This window comes from Actinomycetospora sp. CA-101289, from assembly GCF_050955895.1.
Lineage (GTDB): Bacteria > Actinomycetota > Actinomycetes > Mycobacteriales > Pseudonocardiaceae > Actinomycetospora.
In genome coordinates this window covers 2,318,099-2,338,119 of the sequence record NZ_CP192093.1, presented here as the reverse complement: position 1 = coordinate 2,338,119, position 20,021 = coordinate 2,318,099, and the positions used below count along the sequence as shown (strand labels likewise).

The following is a 20,021-nucleotide window of genomic DNA, read 5'->3' as shown; positions in this document are numbered from 1 at the left end:
GGCCGCGCCTCTCCCGTGCAGACTCGCGTCGACCGCGAAAGGAATCGGTCCCCCGGACCACCTCGAGGAGCGACGTGTGGACGAGAGCGACTACCTCGAGCACGACGGGCTCGGCCTGGCCCGCCTGGTGGCCGCGGGCGAGGTGACCGCCGGCGAGCTCCTCGACGCCGCACGCCACCGGGCGCGGGCCGTCGACCCCGGCATCAACGCGATCTGCACCTGGCTGGACGACCACGCCGACGAGCGGGCCGGGGGGACGCTGACCGGCCCGTTCGCCGGCGTGCCGTTCCTGCTCAAGGACCTGCACCAGCACCTGGCGGGACAACCCACCGCCGACGGGTGCCGTGCGCTCGTCGGCCGGAGGGCCGACGCCACGAGCACCGTGGTGCAACGCTGGCTGGACGCCGGGCTGGTGGTCTTCGGCAAGACGAACACGCCGGAGTTCGGGGCCAAGGGCATCACCGAGCCGGCGGCCTTCGGGCCCACCCGCAACCCCTGGGACCGCGACCGGACACCGGGAGGCTCGTCGGGCGGGTCCGCGGCGGCGGTCGCCGCCGGGATCGTGCCGGTGGCGGCGGCCAGCGACGGCGGAGGCTCCATCCGCATCCCGGCCGCGTGCACCGGTCTCGTCGGGCTGAAGCCCGGCCGCGGACTGGTGCCGTTCGGGCCGCAGGACAGCGAGCCGCTGGACGGCCTGGCGACCCACGGCGTCGTGTCCCGCAGCGTCCGCGACACCGCGGCGATGCTGGACGCGGTGATCGGCGCCGACGCCATGAGTGCGTACGCGTCGGCCGCTCCCGACCGGTCGCTGCTCGGGCAGCTCGACGAGGCCCCCGGGCCGTTGCGCATCGGCTACACGACGCACTGCGCCCTGCGGGACCAGCCGCACCCCGAAGCCGTCCTCGCCGTCGAGCGCGCCGCGCAGCTGCTCACCGAGCTCGGACACCGTGTGGAGGAGGTGGCGCCGCCCCACGACGACCGGCAGCTGGGGCGGGACTTCCTGACCATCTGGTTCGTCCACCAGGCGATCGAGGTCGACCAGGTCGCGCGGGAGACCGGAGCGGGCGACGACGGCTTCGAGCTGGACACCCGCATGATGGCCGCCCTGGGGCGGTCGTTCTCGGCGATCGAGCTCCAGGAGGCCCAGGAGCGCCGGCGCGACTACGTCGCGGCGCTCGGCGCCCTCCACGCCGAGTACGACCTGTTGCTGACGCCGACCCTCGGGGAGCCACCGATCCGCATCGGTGCGCTCGACACGCCGCCGGCGTTGCGGGCGGTCACCGCGGCCCTGCTGCGCACGCGGACCGCCGGGCTGCTCCGGCGCACGGGGATCGTGGACCAGGTCGTGGAGCGCAACCTGGCGTGGGTGCCCTACACCCAGCTGGCGAACATCACGGGCCGGCCCGCCATCAACCTGCCGCTGCACCGGACCGCCGAGGGCCTGCCGATGGGGGTGCAGTTCGTCGGGCGTCTGCGCAGCGAGGGCCTGCTGCTGCGCCTGGCCCGCCAGCTCGAGGACGCCGCCCCCTGGGATCGGTGCTGGCAGGTCCCGTCCGCGGTGTAGGGACGGGCGGCGGTTGACGCGTCAGTCGGCCGACTTGCCGAGGGTGTCCGGCCGGGACTTCGACGGCTGCACCCGCTTCGGCTCGCCCGGCATCTTGGGGTACTCGGGCGGGTAGGGCAGGTCGCCGAGGTCGTGGTCGCGCTGGTCGCGCTCGACCCACTCCAGCGCCGTCTCGAGGCCCCCGGGGTCGTCGTGCAGCCCGGCGTGGGCGTCGCCGCGCTCGGCGAGCACGCCCGCGGCGGTGAGCACGTCGAAGTCGTCGGGGTCGACGGCGGGCAGGTCCTCCCAGCGCAACGGCATCGACACCGTCGCGCGCGGGGTGCCGCGCACCGACCACGCCGAGGCGATCGTGCGGTCGCGGGCGGCCTGGTTGTAGTCGAGGAAGACGCGCTCGCCGCGCTCCTCCTTCCACCAGTCCACGGTGGCCTCGCTGGGGATGCGCCGGCAGACCTCGCGGGCCAGTGCGATCACCGCGCGCCGGACGCCCACGAAGTCCCAGTCGGGGCGCACCGGCACCATCACGTGGATCCCGCGCCCGCCCGAGGTCTTGGGCCACCCCTGCAGGCCGGCGTCGCCGAGCACCTCGCGCAGCACGCCCGCGACGCGGACGGCGTCGGCGAAATCGGTGCCCGGCTGGGGGTCGAGGTCGATGCGCAGCTCGTCGGGCTGGTCGACCTGCCCGCGGCGCACGGGCCAGGGGTGGAAGTCGAAGGTGCCGAGGTTCGCCGCCCAGACCGGCACGGCCGTGCGCGTCGGGCAGATCTCCTCGGCGGCCCGGCCGCTGGGGAAGCGCACCTCGACGGTCTCGAGCCACTCGGGAGCGCCCTTGGGCACGCGCTTCTGGTAGAAGAACTCGCCCGTCACCCCGTCGACGAAGCGCTTGAGGTGCGTCGGGCGCTCGAAGAGCACGCCGAGCAGCGGCTCGCGCACCGCGACGTAGTGCTCCACGACCTGGCGCTTGGTGATGCCGCGGTCGGGGAAGTAGATCTTGTCCGGATTGCTGACCCGCACGGCGAGGCCGTCGACGTCGATCTCCTCGGCCGGGGTCTTCGCCACGCGCGCAGCCTAGTCACTCCCGGGCGACTACCTCCCCGTCGATGACCACGCTCTCGTCGGCGGTGCGCAGACGGTCGGCCAGCGCCTGCAGCTCGCCGCGCATGCGGGCGAGGTCGGAGGGCTCGAGGCCCGTCTCGGCCTGGACGCGGCGCTGGACGGCCATGGCCGGCTCCCGCAGCGCCTCGCCCTCGGCGGTGCAGGCCACCTCGACGGTGCGCTCGTCCTCGGGGCGGCGGCGACGCACGACCCGCCCGCGCTCCTCGAGGCGCTGCAGCAGCGGCGAGAGGGTGCCGCTGTCCAGGTGCAGCTCGCGGCACAGCCGCCCCATCGTCACGGGTCCGTGCTCCCAGAGCACCAGCAGCGCCACGTACTGGCTGTACGTCAGTCCGAGGGGCGCGAGCCCGCGCCGGTAGGACGCCGCGATGGCACGCGAGGCGTCGTGCAGCGCGAAGCACAACTGCGCGTCGAGCGTCGTGCACGCCGAGGTGTCCGTCGTCATGCCCTACAGGGTAGGCCCGACCTGTCCGTTCGCGGGTTACCGTGGGGCGATGACCATGTTCGACGGCCCTCGCGACCGCCACCCGGGGGATGTTCCCGGGCCGCCGGGGCGCTTCGGCGACGACCTGGTGGGCCTCGACCCCGACGACCCCGAGGCCCGCGCCTTCGCCGCGCACCTCGACCGCATGGAGCGCGTCAGCCCCTCGTCGTTCACCGTCGAGGGCCAGCTCGCGGGTGTCCGCGACTTCGCCGAGTCGGCCAACCGGGCGGACGGCACCCGTCGGGTGGCCGCCGTCCTGCTGGTCGCCCTCGTGCTGCTGGGCACCGGGTACGTGATCTTCGAGGCCCTCGAGGTCGTGCTCGCCACCCTGTTCTGAGGCCCTGTCCTGACGCTCCGACCGCACCCCGCGGGACGTATTAGCCTGGGTGCATGAGCAGTGACGCCTCGATCGGCACCCCCAAGGTCAGCAAGTCGGACGCCGAGTGGCGCGAGCAGCTGAGCCCCGAGGAGTACGCGGTGCTGCGCCAGGCGGGCACCGAGCGGCCCTTCACCGGCGAGTACGACGAGGTCTTCACCGAGGGCGTCTACTCGTGCCGCGCCTGCGGGGCCGAGCTCTTCCGCTCCGACACCAAGTTCGCGTCGCACTGCGGCTGGCCGTCGTTCTACGCGCCGTCGGCGGACGACAACGTCATCCTGCGCGAGGACCGCGCGATGGGCATGACCCGCGTCGAGGTGCTGTGCGCCACCTGCCACTCGCACCTGGGCCACGTCTTCAGCGGCGAGGGCTACGGCACCCCGACCGACCAGCGGTACTGCATGAACTCGGTCAGCCTGCGCCTCGAGCCCACCTCCTGACCGGACCGCGCTGGTCCGTCCGGACCAGCGCGGACCCCCGGCCCGCCGCAATCGGCCGCGACGCCGGTGTCCGTCACCACCCCTGGCGGGCACGCGGCGGCACGGCCGTTAGCGTCGGGAGACGGCCAGCCGCCTCCGCGCCAGGAGACCGCGAGGAGAGAGGACGATGCCGTCGATGGCCCACCCCATCCGCCACGGGTCCACCAACGACCACCCGGGCCGCCCGCACCCGCTCGCGGCACGCCTGCCGCGCTTCGACGAGACGGTCCAGTACGACGTCGTCCGCGACAGCCTCATGCCCGAGGAGCAGATCGACGGGGTGTACGCCAGCGACAGCGCGATCGCGCTGTGCGGGATCACCAACCGCCGCGTCATCCTGCTGGACACCGCGTTCCCGGGCGGCCGCGCAGCGCTGATCACCGCGCCGTACAGCCGGATCACCACGGTCGCCTACGTGTCGACCGAGGACGACCCGATCTTCTCCCGCACGGTGGCCATCCAGATCGGCCGCACGTTCTACGAGGTGACGTGCCGCGGTGAGGAGCAGGCCGCGGAGATCCACGACCTCATCACCTGGCACCTCATCGACTGAGGGCGCGCACCCCGCCCGCGGCGGCGGCGAGCTCGTCGACGCCCGCGGCGGCGATGCCGCGCTCGCTCGCGACACGGACGACGTCGGCGACCAGCGCGGGCCAGGTGCAGACGACGGCGTCGACCTCGCGGCCCATCAGCTCGCCGATGCGCGCCGCGATCCGGGTGCTGACGTCACCGGTGGCGCCGAGCAGCGTGCGGTCCACGACGTGGATGTCGACGACGCCCGGCGCGTGCTCGGCGAGCAGCCGGCGCGCCGCCTGGACGTGGGCGGCCGCGACGTGCAGGAAGCCGACGGTCGCCACGCCCGGAATGTGCCCCATCACGCGGTGTGAGGCAAGACCCTGATCAGGGCAGCGCGGTGGCCAGCTGTCCCGGCGAGACGCGCGGTCCGGTGAAGAACGGGACCTCCTCGCGGACGTGGCGCCGGGCGTCGGTGGCGCGCAGGTCGCGCATCAGGTCGACGATGCGGTCGAGCTCGTCGGCCTCGAAGGCGAGGATCCACTCGTAGTCGCCCAGCGCGAACGCCGGGACGGTGTTGGCGCGCACGTCGGCGTAGCCGCGGGCGGCCTTGCCGTGCTCGGCGAGCATCCCGCGGCGCTCCTCGTCGGGCAGCAGGTACCACTCGTAGGAGCGGACGAACGGGTAGAGGCAGAGGTAGCCCTTGGGCTCCTCCCCCGCGATGAACGCCGGCACGTGGCTCTTGTTGAACTCGGCGGGCCGGTGCAGCGCCGAGGCCGACCACACCGGCGTCGACGCGCGACCCAGCGCCGTGCGCCGCAGCGCCGAGTAGGTGGCCTGCAGCGACTCGATGTCCGGCGCGTGGGTCCAGACCATCCAGTCGGCGTCGGCGCGCAGGCCGGCGAGGTCGTAGACGCCGCGCACGACGACGCCCTTGCCCTCCGCCTGCTCCAGGACGCCGGCGAACTCCTCGCCGAGCGCGGCGCGGTCGTCGGGCAGACGCGCGGGGTCGGTGCGGAACACCGACCACATCGCGTAGCGGACGGTCGAGTTCAGCTCGTCGTAGTTCAGCCTGGCCACGTCCCCATGGTGCCAGGCGATCCGGGGGACTACAGACTCTCCGCGGTGCTCGACACCCCGGGGATGCGGTCGGCGCGGAACGCCTCGACGAAGCGGCGGTGGTCGTCGCGCACGACCGCGGCGTAGGAGCGGCCGAAGTCGACGAGGTCGGCGACGAACGCGTCCTCCCGGTCGCCCACCACGGCGAGGATCCCGTCCTCGACCTGCCGCTCGACCAGCCCCTGCTCGGCGTCGGCGTCGGACACGCAGTGCGCGCGGGCGGTGGCCCGGCCCAGGTGGTGCAGGACGTCGCGCAGCTCGCGGGGCTCGGTGAGGTCGTCCCAGTCGAGGTCGTTCTCGTAGGGCGAGAGCTCGTTGACCACGAAGCCGACGCCGCGGAACTCCGTCCAGCCGAGCAGCCGGTCGGCGTGCGCCTGCAGTGCCCGGCGCGACAGGGCGGTGCGGTGGCCGTGGTGGAGGAACCACGACGCGACCTCGGCGTCGTCCACCGCGCGGCTCGGCGCCGCACGCACCGCCTGCTTCATCGACAGGACGATGTCGTTGTCGAGCGCCTCGGTCGGGCCCTCGATGAGCACGTTGTAGGCGGGCAGCCCGGCGCTGCCGATGCCGAAGCCGCTGCGGCCCACGACGTCGTGCACGGTGTAGGCGACGTCCGCCCAGCGCTTGCCGGGCGGGATCGTGTCGAGGTAGGCGGCGTAGGCGGCGAGGACCTCGTCGCGCTCGTCGTCGTCGAGGCGGCGCACGCCCGGCCCGCCACGGAAGACGCGGTCCTCCCCCTCGATCTCGGTGAGGGCGTCGAGCAGGGCGCGGCGGCTGCTCTCGCGCGAGCGCTGGAGGGCCTGGCGGATGGGGCCGTCGACGGTGCGTCGGGTCAGCGCGACGTCCCGCTCGGCGGTGCCGCCGGAGAACGACCGCACGGCCTCGAGGTAGGCGCGCAGGAAGGCGGTGTTGAGCGCGTCGATGTCGGCGTCGGAGAACGCCTTGGACCACCCCAGCAGCGCCACGCTGGCCACGAGCCGGCGCAGGTCCCAGGTCCAGGGTGCGACGTAGGCCTCGTCGAAGTCGTTGACGTCGAACACCAGCACGCCGTCGCCGTCGAGGTAGGTGCCGAAGTTCTCGGCGTGCAGGTCGCCCTGGATCCACACGCGGCGCGTGGGCGCGTCGACCCACGGGTCGTCGAGCCGGGCGACGTCCGCGTAGAACAGCGGCGCGCTGCCCCGGTAGAACGCGAAGGGCTCGGCGGCCATCTTGCGGAACTTGGCGCGGAACGCCGCGGGGGCGGCGGCCACGAGGTCGGCGAAGGCGTCCACGAGCACGTCCACGATGAACCCGGTGCGCGCCTCGTCGTCCCGGGCCCCGAGGGCGCCGGCCAGATCGTCCATGGCGCCCATCCTGGCCTGCTGATCAGCGGGGCGTCGATGCGGCGAGGTGGGCGGCGATCCGTTGGGCCGCCGCGTCGGCGGTGGCGAGGCAGGCCGGTACGCCGACGCCGTGCAGCGCCGCGCCGGCGACCGCGAGCCCGGGCAGGCCGGCGACGCCGTCCTCGATCGCCGCGACGCGCTCGACGTGCCCGACGCCGTACTGCGGCAGCCCGCCGGGCCAGCGCACGACCGCGGTCTCGGCGGGCACGACGTCGATGCCGGTGAGCGCGGCGAGGTCGTCGCGGGCGGCGCTGACGAGGTCGTCGTCGTCGCGGCGCAGGGCGGCGATCGAGGCGGGGTCGCCGTGCCGGCCGACCGAGAGGCGCAGGACGGCGGTGTCGTCGGGGTCGTCGCCGGACGGCGCCAGGTGCGGCCACTTCTCGGAGCTGAAGGTGGCGGCCTTGATCGTCCAGGGCAGGCCGTCGGGGCGCCGCTCCCCCGCTCCGACGAGCACGCCCGAGCGCCCGGCCAGCGGCGCCGCGGCCTCGGCGGGCAGCGCGAGCAGCACGAGCGCCGAGGAGGCGAGCTCGATCTCGCCCGCCGCCGACGCCGCCGCGGGCGCGTGGCCGGCGAGCAGGCGGCGCACGGCGGGCGGAGGCACGGCGAGCACGACGGCGTCGGCCTCGACGTGGCCCGCGACGTCGGACCCCGCGTCGGTGACGTCGGCCCGCCAGCCGGTGGCGGTGCGGGTGAGCGCGGTGACCGTGCGACCGAGGCGCAGCTCGGCGCGCGCGGCGAGGGCGAGGGTGGACGGGAGGTCGGCGAGGCCGCCGCGGAGGGTGCCGAAGACGGGGGCGGTGACGGGCGGCGCCGCCTCCGCGGGCGGGGCCGGCAGGCACGAGCGCGCGGCGGCGAGCAGCGAGCGGGGGTCGGCGTCGAGGGCCGCGGCGAGGGCCGGGACGGTGGCGCGCACCCCGAGCGCGTCGGCGCGGCCCGCGTAGACGCCGCCGAGCAGGGGGTCGACGAGGCGGTCGGCGACCTCGTCGCCCAGGCGCGCGCGCACCAGCGCGCCCACCGCGACGTCGCCGCCGGGCTCCCACGGGCCGGGCCGGTCCTCGCGCAGCGCGGCCAGCCCGGCGGGCGAGAGCGCGCCGGCGGCGGCGTCCGGGTCGCCGGGCACGCCCATGACCGTGCGCGGGGGCAGCGGCACCGTGCGCCCCCCGACGCGCAGCGCGGACGCCGCGGCGCCGGGGTGCACGAGCTGGTCGCCCAGCCCCAGCTCGGCGATGCGGGCGGCGGCCTCGGGCCGGCGGGCGAGGAAGGCCTCGGCGCCGGTGTCGACGCGCCGCCCACCCAGCTCGATCGCGGCGATCTTGCCGCCGAGCGACCGCGCGGCCTCGACGACGACGATGTCGGCGTCGGGTCCGAGCAGTGTGCGCAGGCGGTGGGCCGCGGCGAGCCCGGACACCCCGCCGCCGACGACGAGGACGCGGGTCACGGGGCGGGGACGTCCGCGGCGTGCACCAGCTCGACGACCCGGGCGAGCACGTCGGGGTCGGTCTCGGGCAGCACGCCGTGGCCGAGGTTGAACACGTGGCCCTCGGCGGCCTCACCCTCGGCCAGGATGCGCCGGACCTCGCGCTCGACGACGTCGCGCCCGGCGAAGAGCAGCGCCGGGTCGAGGTTGCCCTGCAGGGCCTTGCCGGGCCCGACGCGCGCGGCGGCGACGTCGAGCGGCACCCGCCAGTCGACGCCCACCACGTCGGCGCCCGCCTCGCCCATGGCGCCGAGGAGCTCGCCGGTGCCCACGCCGAAGTGGATGCGGGGCAGCCCGGTGTCGGCGAGCCCCTGGAGCACCCGCGTCGAGTGGGGCAGGACCAGGTCGCGGTAGTCGCGCTCGGACAGCGCGCCGGCCCAGGAGTCGAACAGCTGCACCGCGTCGACGCCGGCGTCGACCTGGGCGCGCAGGAAGGTCAGCGTGGTGTCGGCGAGCGTCGAGCACAGCGCGTGCCAGGTGTCGGGCTCGGCGTGCATGAGCGCCTTGGTGCGCTCGTGGTTGCGGCTCGGCCCGCCCTCGACGAGGTAGGAGGCGAGCGTGAAGGGTGCGCCGGCGAAGCCGATGAGCGGGGTGTCGCCCAGCTCGCGCACCAGCAGGCGCACCGCCTCGGCGACCGGCGCCACGCCCTCGGCGTCCAGCGCGGGCAGGGCGGCGACGTCGGCGGCGCTGCGCACCGGGTGCTCCACCACGGGGCCCGTGCCCGCGACGATGTCGACGCCGACGCCGGCGGCCTTGAGCGGCACGACGATGTCGGAGAAGAGGATGGCCGCGTCGACGCCGTAGCGGCGGACCGGCTGCAGCGTGATCTCGCACGCGAGCTCGGGGGTCAGGCAGGCCTCGAGCATCCCGGTGCCCTTGCGGAGCTCGCGGTACTCGGGCAGCGAGCGCCCGGCCTGGCGCATGAACCACACCGGACGGCGCGACGGGCGCTCCCGCCGCGTCGCGGCGAGGAACGGGGCGTCGGGGAGGTGGCGGCGCACGCCGGTGTCGGTGGCCGTGCCCGCGATCCCGCTGCTCATAGTGGCTCCATCGTCCCACGGTCCCGAGGTCGTCCGCCGCGCCGGCGGCCCGTGGCGGGTGGGACACGAGGGAACCGGGGGACGCGCGGGACCCCTCGGCGTGGGAGGTGCCGGAAAGAACCCGTTCGGCCTACTGTCGTCGAGGTGACGGCGCCCACCACCCACCCCGAGACGTTCCGGCGCGCGGTGGACTCCCTGAGCGAACTGCGCACCCGTCCGGAGATCGAGCTGCGCACGATGCGCCCGCCGCAACGGCTGGCGCCGTACTCCGCGGCCTGGAGCGCCGAGGTGCTCGCGGGGGCCCCGGCCCCCGGCACCGCCGAGGTGGACGACGCCGAGGTCGTGGTCACCGGGCGCCTCGTGCTGCTGCACGACCCCGAGGGCCAGGACGCCTGGGACGGCACGCTGCGGGTGGTCACCTTCGTCCGCGCCGAGCTCGACCCCGAGCACGCCGGCGACCCGATGCTCCCCGAGGTGGCCTGGTCGTGGCTGACCGGCGCCCTGGAGGACTCCGGGGCGTCCTGGACCGCACTGGGCGGCACCGTGACCCAGACCGCCTCCGTGCGCTTCGGCGACATCAGCGGCCCGACCCACGCCACGGATCTCGAGCTGCGCGCGTCGTGGACGCCCACCGAGGACGTCCTCACGACGCACGGCGTGGCGTTCGCGGGTGTCCTCGCGATCGCGGCGGGCCTTCCGCCCGAGGGCGTGACGACGCTCGGTGCTCGTCGCGCCGGCCGTTCCGGCTGACATTCTCCCGGTACCACCGGTATCGCCCGATACAATTTCCGCAGGTCATTCGCCCTCGTTCCCGCGCGTCGATCGGATGCAGAGGCTGACGTCCGATCAGCCCGATCGGGCTGCGTCCGTCACGGGGTGCCGTTGGGTCGTTGGTTGCAGCGCGCTTGGGACGGTCGGCTCCACCTGGACACGATCCGTAGCTCCGGTTACACCGAGTGTCACCGCGAGACGAAACCGCGCGGTCTGTCCACTCCAAAGGGTGACCGTGATCGCGTAACAGGCGAAACTCCACCGAACGAAGTTGGCCCTGCTGCTCTCGTTAACTCGCCCGGGGGGATATGTTCTCTCGCACGCACTTCCTCGTCCGATCGGCGGCGCGGTCGAACGGTCGAGGGTCAGGGTGCGCATTGTCGGGGGGCAAGACCGACTACTGGGAGGTACTCGACGTGGCAACCGTGGGCCCAGGCATGGCCCTTCGCGGCGTCGCGAGCGGCCTGCTGCCGCCGGCCATGGTCCCGCATCCGCGGGAAGAGATGTTCAGTGTGCTGGTGGTCGACGACCACCCGCTGTTGCGCGAAGCGATCGCGCAGCGGCTCTCCTCGATGGGCGCGGGCACCGTCCACGAGGCGGCCTCGATCTCGGAGGCCCGGACCCGGGCACTGGCCAGCGGGCCGTGTGACCTCGCGATCCTCGACCTGGGGCTGCCGGACGGCAGCGGTCTGGACCTGATCGCGGAGCTCCGCGCGCAGGGCTGGAACAGGGTGGTGGTGCTGGCGGCGTCCGACGACCCGTCGGCGGTGCGTGCGGCCTTCCAGGCCGGTGCGCAGGCCTACCTGCTCAAGTCGGCCTCGCCGGGCATCGTCACCGACGGCGTGCGCCGTGTGCTCGAGGGCGGCCTCTACGCCGACCCCTCGGTCGCACCGCTGCTCGCGGCGGGCACTCGCGTGCCCGCCACGGACAACACGCCACGCGAGCTCTCCGCCCGCGAGGTCGAGGTGCTGCAGTTGGTCGCCGACGGCCGCTCCAACAAGGAGATCGGCGAGGCCCTGAGCCTCTCGGCGCTGACGGTCAAGAGCCACCTCTCCCGCATCGGGCGCAAGCTCGGGACGGGCGACCGGGCACAGATGGTCGCGCTGGCCATGCGGGCCGGCGTCATCCGCTGAGCGCGACGGCGCAGGGGACGACCCGACGGTCGGCCCCGGCCGGTCGACCCGTGGGCCCCGCCGGCATCGCCGGCGGGGCCCGCGGGCGTCGCCCCATGACCTGCCCCGTGGCCTGCCACGTGACCCACCCGGTGGGGAGCGCGCCGTGACGGGCGCGAACGGGCAGACTGTCGCGGCAGTGGACGCCCAGCACCCCGACGAGCACGAGCACCCCGAGGACGACCCGACGGTCGTCGATCTCCTGGTGCCCGCCGACGGGGTCCCGCCCCTGGTCACCGACGGCGACGCCCTGCAGGAGGCCGCCACGCGGCTGGCCGCGGGCACCGGACCGGTCGCCGTCGACGCCGAGCGCGCGTCTGGCTACCGCTACTCGGCCCGGGCCTACCTGGTGCAGCTGCGCCGCGAGGGCGCGGGCACCGTCCTCGTCGACCCCATCGCCTGCGGCGGCGACCTCACCGTGCTCGACCACGCCCTGCGCGGGGTCGAGTGGGTGCTGCACGCCGCGTCGCAGGACCTCGCGTGCCTCGCCGAGGTGGGCATGCGTCCCGACTCCCTCTTCGACACCGAGCTCGCCGGGCGCCTCGTCGGCTACCCGCGCGTCGGGCTCGGCCCGCTCACCGAGCACCTCCTGGGCGTGCGGCTGCAGAAGGGCCACGGCGCCGCCGACTGGTCACGGCGCCCGTTGCCCGCCGAGTGGCTCACCTACGCCGCCCTCGACGTCGAGCTCCTCGTGGAGCTGCGCGACGAGGTCGCCGCCGACCTCGAGCGCCAGGGCAAGACCGGCTGGGCGCTGCAGGAGTTCGAGGCCGTGCGCCTCGCCCCGCCCCCGCCGCCGCGTGTCGAGCCGTGGCGCCGCACCTCCGGGCTGCACAAGGTGCGCCGGCCCGGCGCGCTGGCGGTCGTCCGCGAGCTGTGGGAGTCCCGCGACGCGCTCGCGTCCTCCCGCGACATCGCCCCGGGTCGCCTGCTGCCCGACGCGGCCATCGTCGACGCCGCCCTGCGCGAACCGGCGCACCGCGACGACCTCGTCGCCATGCCCGTCTTCCGCGGGCGCGCGCAGCGGCGCCTGGCCGACCGGTGGTGGTCGGCGATCGAGCGCGCGCGCGGGCTGACCCGGGAGCGCTGGCCCGCGACGGCCGCGGCGCCCGACGGCCCGCCGCCCGCGCACCGCTGGAGCGACAAGGACCCGGCCGCCGCCGCGCGCCTCGCCGCGGCCCGTGCCGGGCTGGCGGAGCTCTCCGAGCGTACGGGGACCCCGGTCGAGAACCTCGTGACGCCCGACCTCGTGCGCCGCGTGTGCTGGACGCCGCCCGAGGACCGCAGCCCCGAAGGCGTGGCCGCGGCGCTCGCCGCGCTCGGCGCCCGCCCGTGGCAGGCCGAGCTCGCCGCACCGCTGCTGGCCGACGCGCTCGACGCGCAGCCCGCGGCGCCCGCTCCGGCCGAAGGCGCTCAGACCCCCGACGCCGCCGGGTCCTGAGCCCCGACCCGCACCGGCAGGGTGACGGTCACGGCCAGTCCCCCGCCCTCGACGGGCTCGGCGGCCACCCGGCCCGCGTGCGCCCGGGCGACGGCGCGCACGATCGACAGGCCCAGCCCCGTCCCGCTGCCCGTGCGCCCGGCGCCGCGGCGGAAGGGCTCGAAGAGCTCGGCGACCATCGCGGGCGCGACGACCGGCCCGGACGACGCCACGTGCAGCACCGCGTGGCCGTCGTCGGTCGCGGTGCGCACCACGAGCCACCCGCCCTCGACGTTGTGCCGCACGGCGTTCTCGACGAGGTTGCCCGCCACGCGCCCGAGCAGCGCCGCGTCGCCCGCGACCGGGGCGGGCGCGAGGTCGGTGGTCACCCGCAGGCCGCGGTCGCGGGCCTCGGCCCGCACGGCGTCCAGCGCGCCGGGCACGGTCTCGGCGAGATCGACGGGCTCGCGGGGCACGACCTCGGTGGCCTCGGTGCGCGCGAGGAGCAGCAGGCCCGCGACGAGGTGCTCGGCGCGCCGCGTCGCCTCGCGGACGACCTCGGCCATGCGCCGCAGCTCGGCGGGGTCCGCGTCCGGGTCGGCGAGGGTCACGTCCACCTCGGTGCGCATCACCGCCAGCGGGGTGCGCAGCTCGTGGCTCGCGTTGGCGACGAAGCGGGTCTGCGCGTCGAACGCCGACTGCAGGCGGTCGAGCATCGCGTCGAACGTGGCCGCGAGCTCGGCGACCTCGTCACGCGGCCCGGTGACGCCGATGCGGGCGTCGAGCGACTCGGCCGACAGGCGCCGGGCGGTGGCCGTCACCTCGTGCAGCGGGCGCAGGACGCGGCGCACCAGCACCCACGACACCAGCGCGGCCGCCACCACGACCATCGCGAACGCGACCGAACCGACCCGCAGCACCTCGACCCGCGCCGACTTGCCCAGCGCGTCGGCCAGCTCGCCGGCCGGCACGCGCACGCCGTCGACGAGCACGGGGGTGTCCGGCGGCAACTGCGGCACCGACGCGGCGACCTCGCCGACGAGCATCCAGCCCAGCCACACCAGCGTCACGGCCACCACCGCGACGAGGCCCGTGGCCAGCAGCGTCAGGCGGACGCGCAGGCCGGGGCCCCGGCGCTGGGCGGGCGCGCTGACGGGGTCGGCGGGGGGCACGCGCCGACGCTACGGGGCGCCCGGCGACCGCCGGGTGAAGCCCCCGGACCCCTCAGACCCGGGCGGGCGCCTCGGCGGGGACGCGGTAGCCCGAGCCCACGACGGTGTCGATGATCCCGGGGTCGCCGAGCTTCTTCCGCAGGGTCATGACCGTGACCCGCACCGTGGTGGTGAACGGGTCGGCGTTCTCGTCCCACACGCGCTCGAGCAGCTCCTCCGAGCTGACCACGGCGCCGCCGGCGGCCATGAGCACCTCGAGCACCCCGAACTCCTTGCGGGTGAGCTCGAGCGGCGCGCCGGCGCGGGTGACCGTGCGCTTCGCCGGGTCGAGCACGATGTCGCCCGCGCGCAGCACCGGCGGCACCGCCGGGGTCGCGCGCCGGCCCAGGGCCCGGACGCGGGCGACGAGCTCGGGGAAGTCGAACGGCTTGGGCAGGTAGTCGTCCGCGCCGAGCGCCAGGCCCTCCACCTTGTCGCGCAGCGTCCCGCTGGCGGTCAGCATGATCACGCGGGTGACGTCGCCGACGATCTCGGCGCACAGGTCGTCCCCGTGGCGTCCCGGCAGGTCGCGGTCGAGCACGACGACGTCGTAGCGCGTCACGCCGACCTTCTCGCTGCCCTCGTCGCCGTCGTACGCCACGTCGACGGCCATGCCCTCACGGCGCAGGCCGCGGGCCAGGGCGTCGGCCAGCGGCTGCTCGTCCTCCACGATCAGTACTCGCACGCCTCCACGGTGCCACAGCGCACCTGAGCAGCCGCTGAGAAGATCCGGTGGGACCTCAGCGCGCGAGGGTGTCGGCGGTGTCGGCGCCCGCCACGGGCACCTCGGTGGCGTCCCGCCCGGAGACCCACTCGGTGATCCGGCGGGCGACGTCGGCGTCGGTGAGGCCCGCGGCGGCCAGCACCTGGCCGCGCGAGGCGTGGGCGAGGAACTCCTGGTCGAGCCCGAGGCGCCGCACCGGCACGTCGATGCCGGCCACGGAGAGCGCCTCGGCCACCGCGGAGCCGACGCCGCCGTGGCGCCCGCCGTCCTCGACGGTGACGACGAGGTGGTGCCCGCCCGCGAGGTCGAGCAGCGCGTCGGGCACGGGCTGCACCCAGCGCGGGTCGACGACGGTGACGCCGATGCCCTGGGCGGCGAGCCGCTCGGCGGCCTGGACCCCGAGCTCGCCGAACGCGCCGACGGTCACGAGCAGCACGTCGGGCATCCCGGGCTCGGGCAGGCGGTCGACGGCGGTGGGCCGCGGCGCCGCGAGTGAGGGGCGGCCGGGCTCGGCGAGCACGTCGACGCGCCCGGGGCCCTCGGCGGGCCCGAGCGTGCGCAGCGCGGGCACCGAGGCGGGCACCGCGCCCTTCGACCAGCGCAGCGCGGTCGGGCCGTCCTCGATGCCGACGGCCTCGCGCAGCTCGTCGCGCAGGGTCACCGCGTCGCGGGGCGCGGCGACGCGCAGGCCGGGGACGATGCCGAGCACCGAGAGGTCCCACATGCCGTTGTGGCTGGCGCCGTCGCTGCCGGTGACCCCGGCGCGGTCGAGCACCACGGTGACCGGGGCCCGGTGCAGCGCCACGTCCATGAGCAGCTGGTCGAACGCGCGGTTGAGGAACGTCGAGTAGATCGCGACGACCGGGTGCAGGCCGCCCTGGGCGAGCCCGGCGGCCGAGGTCATCGCGTGCTGCTCGGCGATGCCGACGTCGAACAGGCGCTCCGGGTAGGCGAGGCCGAACGGCGTCAGCCCCGTCGGGCCCTGCATGGCGGCGGTGATCGCGACGATGTCGGAGCGCTCGCGGCCCAGTTCGAGCATCGTCTCGGTGAACACGGCGGTCCAGTCGCGCGCCGTGGGGCCGACGGGCACGCCGGTCTCGGGGTCGAGCACGCCGGTGGAGTGCATGAGGTCGGCCTCGTCGGCCTCGGCCGGCGCGAAGCCCCGGCCCTTGGCGGTCACCGCGTGCACCACGACGGGCCCGCCGAAGTCGCGGGCGCGCCGCAGGGCGTGCTCCATCTCCGCGACGTCGTGGCCGTCGACCGGCCCGAGGTACTTCAGCCCGAGGTCGGCGAACAGCGGCTGCGGGCTCAGCGCGTCCTTCACGCCGGCCTTGGCCGCGTGCATCGCCGAGTAGAGCGTCGGCCCGATGACCGGCAGGCCCTGCAGCGCCCGCTTGCCGTGCTCGAGCGCCTGCTCGTAGCGGGGCAGCAGGCGCAGCGAGGTGAGCTTGCGCGACAGCCCGCCGATGGTCGGCGAGTACGAGCGCCCGTTGTCGTTGACGACGATCACCACCGGCCGGTCGGGCGCGGCCGCGATGTTGTTCAGCGCCTCCCAACTCATGCCGCCGGTGAGGGCGCCGTCGCCGACGACCGCCACGACCGAGCGGTCGCGCCCGGTCAGCGCGTCGGCCTTGGCCAGCCCGTCGGCCCACGACAGGGCGGTGGAGGCGTGGGAGTTCTCCACCAGGTCGTGCTCGCTCTCGGCCCGGCTCGGGTAGCCCGACAGCCCGCCGGCCTGGCGGAGCCCGCCGAACTCCCCGGCCCGGCCGGTGAGGATCTTGTGGACGTAGCTCTGGTGCCCGGTGTCGAACAGCAGCGCGTCCCGGGGCGAGTCGAACACCCGGTGCAGCGCGAGCGTCAGCTCCACCACACCGAGGTTCGGCCCCAGGTGCCCGCCGGTGCGGCAGACCCGGTCGACGAGGAACGCGCGGATCTCCGTGGCGAGGGCGACGACCTCGTCCGCGTCGAGACCGCGCAGGTCCGCGGGGGTGCGGACACGGTCGAGCAACGTCACCTCGGTCACCTCGGTTCCGCCGACGAACAGAACGGCTCCGCCAGTCTACGGACGTCCGGTTCGTCCGCAGCGCGCGTCAGAGCCGGGGGCGGCGGGCCACGTAGACGACGGCCGGCGGGATGTTCGCCCACACGGTGCGGCTGACCACGACCTCCTCGAACGAGGCCTCGAGGTTGCGCTGCACCTGCCGCGCGGTCGGGAAGACGCGGACCCACGCGTGCGCGAGCTGCGTCACCGCCCCGCCCGGCGCCGCGAGGCGGGCCAGCTTCTCGTAGATCGAGCGGCCCCGGCTCGGCGCCGTGAGCAGCCACGGGAGCCCCGACACGGTGAGGTCGGCGCGCACGCCCTCCTCGAGCAGGCGATCGACCACGGCGTTCGCGTCGTCGCAGATCACCTCGACCTTGGGCTGGCGCTCGGCGAGGACGGCGGCCATGCGCGGGTTGAACTCGACCGCGATGTGGCGGCCGCGGCCCCCCAGGCGCTCCTGGATGACGTCGGTCACCTGGCCCGTGCCGGCGCCGAGGTCGAGCACCACCGGGTCACCGGTCTCGGGCAGCGGCGCCGCCGCCTGGCGGCACAGGGGCGCGGCGCTGGGGACCAGCGACGCGACCGTCATGGGGTCTCGGAGGAACTCGCGGGTGAAAGCCTGGATCTCGGTCACGGTGACTCGTCGGCTCCGGTGAGAGAGGTGGTCTCCGGCACGGGCTGCGGTCTCGACCCGGTCGCCGGCGCGGGGACGAGCGCTGCGCCCGCGGCCACGACGGAGGCGAGGAGCGCACGCGCCACCTCGCCGACCATCGCGTCGTCGGGCGAGAACTCGGGGTGGTGCAGGCCCGGACCCGCGCCCGGGGTGGTCCCGGTCGCGGCCGTGCCCACGAACAGCATCAACGACGGCAGCACGTCACCGTAGTGGGAGAAGTCGTCGGCGCCACAGGATCGGAACGTGGTGTCGAGCACCAATCCGGTCGGCCGGTCCTCCCGGCGCCGTCCCCCGAGGGCCGTCGCCACCGTGCGCGCCAGCGCCTCGTCGTTGACCACCGCCGGCTCGTTGGGGACGACCTCGAGCGTCGCGGTGCACCCGTAGGCGGCAGCGGTGCCCTCCACGACGTCGCGCACGGCGGCGAGCAGCGCGTCGCGGTCGGCGTCCAGGGCGCGCACGGTGCCGCGCGCCGAGGCCGTCTCCGGGACGATGTTGGGCGCCGAGCCCGCCTGCACCTGCCCGATGGTGATGACGCCCGCGGTCATCGGGTCGACCCGGCGGGAGACGATGTGGTGCACCGCGGCGACGATCTGCGCGATCGCGAGCACCGGGTCGCGGGTGCGGTGGGGGTAGCCGCCGTGGCCCCCGCGCCCGTGCACCTCGATCTCGATCTCGTCGGCCGAGGCGTTGACCGGCCCGCCGCGCACCGAGACCGTGCCGCGCGGCAGCTCGGGCTGGACGTGCACGCCGAGCACCGCACCGACGTGGTGGGCCTTGAACGCGGGGTCGGCGACGACGTCGGCGGCGCCCGACGGGGCCTTCTCCTCGCGGGGCTGGAGCACCGCGAGCACCGGCGCGGGCAGGCCGTCGGCGCCGGCGCGGGCCACCGCGCGCACCACGGCGACCAGGGCCGCGACGTGCACGTCGTGCCCGCAGACGTGCGCGGCCGGCCCCGTGGCGCTGAACGGCAGCCCGGTGCGCTCCACCACCGGCAGCGCGTCGAGCTCCGCGCGCACCGCGACGGCGGGCACACCGTCGGCCGCCGGCGGGCCGAGGCGCAGCAGCGCGCCCGTGCCGGCCACCGGCTCGGGCGCCGCGCCCGCGGGCAGGACGTCGGCCAGGGCCGCCAGGACGAGGTCGCGGCTGTCGCCCTCGTCGCCGGAGAGACGCGGGTCGCGGTGCAGCGCGTGCCGCACCGCGACCGCCGCGTCGAGCTCGGCCTCCAGCGCGGCGGACAGCCCGTCGAGGAGCGCGGGGTCCGGCCGGCTCACGCCGGCATCCGCCCGTACACCCGGCGTGCGTTGTCGGTACCGATCATGGTGGCCACCCGTTCGGCGTCGGCGGGCGCGAGCTCGTCGGTCGCGCAGAGGTGCTCCAATAGACCACCCAGCGCCGACCGGAAGCGCAGGGCCCCCAGCAGGTGCAGCTCCGGCAGCCCGAAGGCGTCCGAGGAGTAGAGCACCTTGCCGTAGGGCGCCAGCTCGAGCAGCTCGGCGACGATCGTGGCCGCCCGCGCCCCGATGTAGGGCACCGCGAGGCCCACGTCGACGTGCACCACCGCGAACGCCTGGGCGAGCCAGGCGGCCTCGCGGTGGTACGGGTAGCAGTGCAGCAGCATCAGGGGCACGCCCAGGGGCTCGACGAGGCGCGCGAGGCCGACGAGCAGCGCGGGGTTGGCGCGGTGCAGGTCCTCGTCGGGGTCGCCGAAGCCGGTGTGCAGCTGCAGCGGCAGGCCGGTGTCCAGGCCCGTCCAGAGCCCGTGGCGCAGCAGCACCGTGTCGCGCAGCGGCTCGCCGGTCGCGGCGCGGCGGCGCAGCCACCCGTCGGCGGCGCGGGCCACCTCCGCGGGCTCCGGGCGGGTCGGGTCGACGTCGAGGCCCGCGCGGTAGGCCAGGACGCTCTTGCAGGCCACGGGCAGGGGGTCCCCGTCGGGGTCGGTGCGTCGGGCGACGGCCGCGCGCAGCGCCTCGCCGTAGCCCGCGGCGTCGACCCCGGCGTCGGCGACGGCCTCGGCCACCGCCTCCAGGCGCACGACCTCGCCCACCGGCGCCCCGGCCGCCGTCCCGAGCGCGGAGGGGCTGAGCAGGCCGTCCGTGGCGAACCCGTGGTCGACGAACAGGGCACCCACCCCGGCCCCGCCCAGGAAGCGCCGGGTGACCTCGTCGGGCCCGAGCTCGGCGCGCCGGGCGAGGTAGTCGTCGGCGGGGACGTGGGCGGGCAGGTCCAGCGCGGGCGCGCACCAGCGGCGCACCGAGAAGCCGAGCGCGGAGTCGAAGCAGCTCGTGCCCTTCGCCGGCCCGGACCCCTCGGTGAGCAGCGCCTCGAACCCCGCCCGGTCCAGCGGACCGTCGACGACGCTGTGGCAGTGGTGGTCGACGAGCCGGACGCCGTCGAGGAAGCTCACGGGGCCCGCCGGCACCAGTCCCGCACTGACCAGGCTCCCGCTCACCGGTGACCCCTTCGACGCC

At 75.7% G+C, this 20,021-nt stretch carries 20 protein-coding genes; 7 read left to right on the top strand and 13 right to left on the bottom strand.

What is annotated here, in order from left to right:
- The first annotated feature begins 76 nt into the window (after positions 1 to 76).
- The gene (locus tag ACQPX6_RS11615) at positions 77 to 1,564 is read left to right on the top strand and encodes an amidase (protein ID WP_433787450.1); all 1,488 of its coding nucleotides are present in this window, start codon (positions 77 to 79) and stop codon (positions 1,562 to 1,564) included.
- Between the two features lie 21 nt (positions 1,565 to 1,585).
- On the opposite strand, the gene ligD is transcribed toward ACQPX6_RS11615, so the two are convergent.
- Positions 1,586 to 2,620: a non-homologous end-joining DNA ligase gene (gene ligD, locus ACQPX6_RS11610; protein WP_433787449.1), complete on the bottom strand. Its 1,035-nt coding sequence runs from the start codon at positions 2,618 to 2,620 to the stop codon at positions 1,586 to 1,588.
- 13 nt (positions 2,621 to 2,633) lie between these two features.
- Positions 2,634 to 3,119: a MarR family winged helix-turn-helix transcriptional regulator gene (locus tag ACQPX6_RS11605; protein ID WP_433787448.1), complete on the bottom strand. Its 486-nt coding sequence runs from the start codon at positions 3,117 to 3,119 to the stop codon at positions 2,634 to 2,636.
- A gap of 49 nt (positions 3,120 to 3,168) precedes the next feature.
- Between ACQPX6_RS11605 and ACQPX6_RS11600 the strand changes: the two genes are divergently transcribed.
- From ACQPX6_RS11600 to ACQPX6_RS11590, 3 genes are all read left to right on the top strand, one after another.
- Positions 3,169 to 3,495 carry a hypothetical protein gene (locus tag ACQPX6_RS11600; protein WP_433787447.1) on the top strand — a complete coding sequence of 109 codons (327 nt, stop codon included), beginning with the start codon at positions 3,169 to 3,171 and terminating at the stop codon, positions 3,493 to 3,495.
- 53 nt (positions 3,496 to 3,548) lie between these two features.
- The gene (gene msrB / locus ACQPX6_RS11595) at positions 3,549 to 3,974 is read left to right on the top strand and encodes a peptide-methionine (R)-S-oxide reductase MsrB (RefSeq protein WP_433787446.1); all 426 of its coding nucleotides are present in this window, start codon (positions 3,549 to 3,551) and stop codon (positions 3,972 to 3,974) included.
- Positions 3,975 to 4,149: 175 nt separating this feature from the next.
- Positions 4,150 to 4,566, top strand: a complete 417-nt coding sequence (locus ACQPX6_RS11590) for a PH domain-containing protein (RefSeq protein WP_433787445.1) — start codon at positions 4,150 to 4,152, stop codon at positions 4,564 to 4,566.
- Here the strand turns inward: ACQPX6_RS11590 and ACQPX6_RS11585 are convergent.
- The 5 genes from ACQPX6_RS11585 to hemE are packed head-to-tail and all read right to left on the bottom strand — an operon-like array spanning position 4,556 to position 9,544.
- Positions 4,556 to 4,870 carry a hypothetical protein gene (locus ACQPX6_RS11585; RefSeq protein ID WP_433787444.1) on the bottom strand — a complete coding sequence of 105 codons (315 nt, stop codon included), beginning with the start codon at positions 4,868 to 4,870 and terminating at the stop codon, positions 4,556 to 4,558. The two genes, ACQPX6_RS11590 and ACQPX6_RS11585, sit on opposite strands and share 11 nt — an antisense overlap.
- A 43-nt stretch (positions 4,871 to 4,913) precedes the next feature.
- Entirely contained in the window at positions 4,914 to 5,606 is a 693-nt protein-coding gene (hemQ, locus tag ACQPX6_RS11580; RefSeq protein WP_433787443.1) for a hydrogen peroxide-dependent heme synthase, read from the bottom strand.
- A 29-nt stretch (positions 5,607 to 5,635) separates the two neighbouring features.
- Positions 5,636 to 6,988, bottom strand: a complete 1,353-nt coding sequence (locus tag ACQPX6_RS11575; protein ID WP_433787442.1) for a DUF2252 domain-containing protein — start codon at positions 6,986 to 6,988, stop codon at positions 5,636 to 5,638.
- Between the two features lie 22 nt (positions 6,989 to 7,010).
- On the bottom strand, positions 7,011 to 8,465 hold the full coding sequence (gene hemG, locus ACQPX6_RS11570) for a protoporphyrinogen oxidase (RefSeq protein WP_433787441.1): 1,455 nt from the start codon (positions 8,463 to 8,465) through the stop codon (positions 7,011 to 7,013).
- Positions 8,462 to 9,544, bottom strand: a complete 1,083-nt coding sequence (gene hemE, locus ACQPX6_RS11565) for a uroporphyrinogen decarboxylase (protein WP_433787440.1) — start codon at positions 9,542 to 9,544, stop codon at positions 8,462 to 8,464. Before hemE ends, hemG begins: the two co-directional genes overlap by 4 nt.
- Before the next feature lie 144 nt (positions 9,545 to 9,688).
- Between hemE and ACQPX6_RS11560 the strand changes: the two genes are divergently transcribed.
- The 3 genes from ACQPX6_RS11560 (at position 9,689) to ACQPX6_RS11550 (ending at position 12,925) form a co-directional block, all read left to right on the top strand.
- Positions 9,689 to 10,294: a DUF3000 domain-containing protein gene (locus tag ACQPX6_RS11560; RefSeq protein ID WP_433787439.1), complete on the top strand. Its 606-nt coding sequence runs from the start codon at positions 9,689 to 9,691 to the stop codon at positions 10,292 to 10,294.
- 458 nt (positions 10,295 to 10,752) lie between these two features.
- The gene (locus ACQPX6_RS11555) at positions 10,753 to 11,448 is read left to right on the top strand and encodes a response regulator (RefSeq protein WP_433787438.1); all 696 of its coding nucleotides are present in this window, start codon (positions 10,753 to 10,755) and stop codon (positions 11,446 to 11,448) included.
- Positions 11,449 to 11,626: 178 nt separating this feature from the next.
- The gene (locus ACQPX6_RS11550) at positions 11,627 to 12,925 is read left to right on the top strand and encodes an HRDC domain-containing protein (protein WP_433788249.1); all 1,299 of its coding nucleotides are present in this window, start codon (positions 11,627 to 11,629) and stop codon (positions 12,923 to 12,925) included.
- Here ACQPX6_RS11550 and ACQPX6_RS11545 read toward each other — a convergent pair.
- The 6 genes from ACQPX6_RS11545 to ACQPX6_RS11520 form a co-directional block, all read right to left on the bottom strand.
- A complete protein-coding gene (locus ACQPX6_RS11545) occupies positions 12,898 to 14,076 on the bottom strand; it encodes a sensor histidine kinase (RefSeq protein WP_433787437.1) in 1,179 nt (392 codons plus the stop codon). The genes ACQPX6_RS11550 and ACQPX6_RS11545 overlap by 28 nt on opposite strands.
- Before the next feature lie 52 nt (positions 14,077 to 14,128).
- Positions 14,129 to 14,800, bottom strand: coding sequence for a response regulator transcription factor (locus tag ACQPX6_RS11540; RefSeq protein ID WP_433787436.1), 672 nt, complete (start codon positions 14,798 to 14,800; stop codon positions 14,129 to 14,131).
- A gap of 55 nt (positions 14,801 to 14,855) precedes the next feature.
- On the bottom strand, positions 14,856 to 16,853 hold the full coding sequence (gene dxs / locus ACQPX6_RS11535) for a 1-deoxy-D-xylulose-5-phosphate synthase (protein ID WP_433787435.1): 1,998 nt from the start codon (positions 16,851 to 16,853) through the stop codon (positions 14,856 to 14,858).
- 76 nt (positions 16,854 to 16,929) lie between these two features.
- On the bottom strand, positions 16,930 to 17,514 hold the full coding sequence (locus ACQPX6_RS11530) for a class I SAM-dependent methyltransferase (protein WP_433787434.1): 585 nt from the start codon (positions 17,512 to 17,514) through the stop codon (positions 16,930 to 16,932).
- Positions 17,511 to 18,824 carry a M20 metallopeptidase family protein gene (locus ACQPX6_RS11525; protein ID WP_433787433.1) on the bottom strand — a complete coding sequence of 438 codons (1,314 nt, stop codon included), beginning with the start codon at positions 18,822 to 18,824 and terminating at the stop codon, positions 17,511 to 17,513. The genes ACQPX6_RS11530 and ACQPX6_RS11525 overlap by 4 nt, the downstream gene beginning before the upstream one ends.
- On the bottom strand, positions 18,821 to 20,002 hold the full coding sequence (locus tag ACQPX6_RS11520) for an amidohydrolase family protein (RefSeq protein WP_433787432.1): 1,182 nt from the start codon (positions 20,000 to 20,002) through the stop codon (positions 18,821 to 18,823). Before ACQPX6_RS11520 ends, ACQPX6_RS11525 begins: the two co-directional genes overlap by 4 nt.
- Positions 20,003 to 20,021: the final 19 nt, after the last annotated feature.

Bases quoted from the DNA above. Each gene is read 5' to 3' on its own strand.
- ACQPX6_RS11605 (WP_433787448.1), bottom strand. From the start codon at position 3,119: ATGACGACGGACACCTCGGCGTGCACGACGCTCGACGCGCAGTTGTGC.
- ACQPX6_RS11600 (WP_433787447.1), top strand. From the start codon at position 3,169: ATGACCATGTTCGACGGCCCTCGCGACCGCCACCCGGGGGATGTTCCC.
- msrB (WP_433787446.1), top strand. From the start codon at position 3,549: ATGAGCAGTGACGCCTCGATCGGCACCCCCAAGGTCAGCAAGTCGGAC.
- ACQPX6_RS11590 (WP_433787445.1), top strand. From the start codon at position 4,150: ATGGCCCACCCCATCCGCCACGGGTCCACCAACGACCACCCGGGCCGC.
- ACQPX6_RS11575 (WP_433787442.1), bottom strand. From the start codon at position 6,988: ATGGACGATCTGGCCGGCGCCCTCGGGGCCCGGGACGACGAGGCGCGC.
- hemE (WP_433787440.1), bottom strand. From the start codon at position 9,544: ATGAGCAGCGGGATCGCGGGCACGGCCACCGACACCGGCGTGCGCCGC.
- ACQPX6_RS11555 (WP_433787438.1), top strand. From the start codon at position 10,753: ATGGCCCTTCGCGGCGTCGCGAGCGGCCTGCTGCCGCCGGCCATGGTC.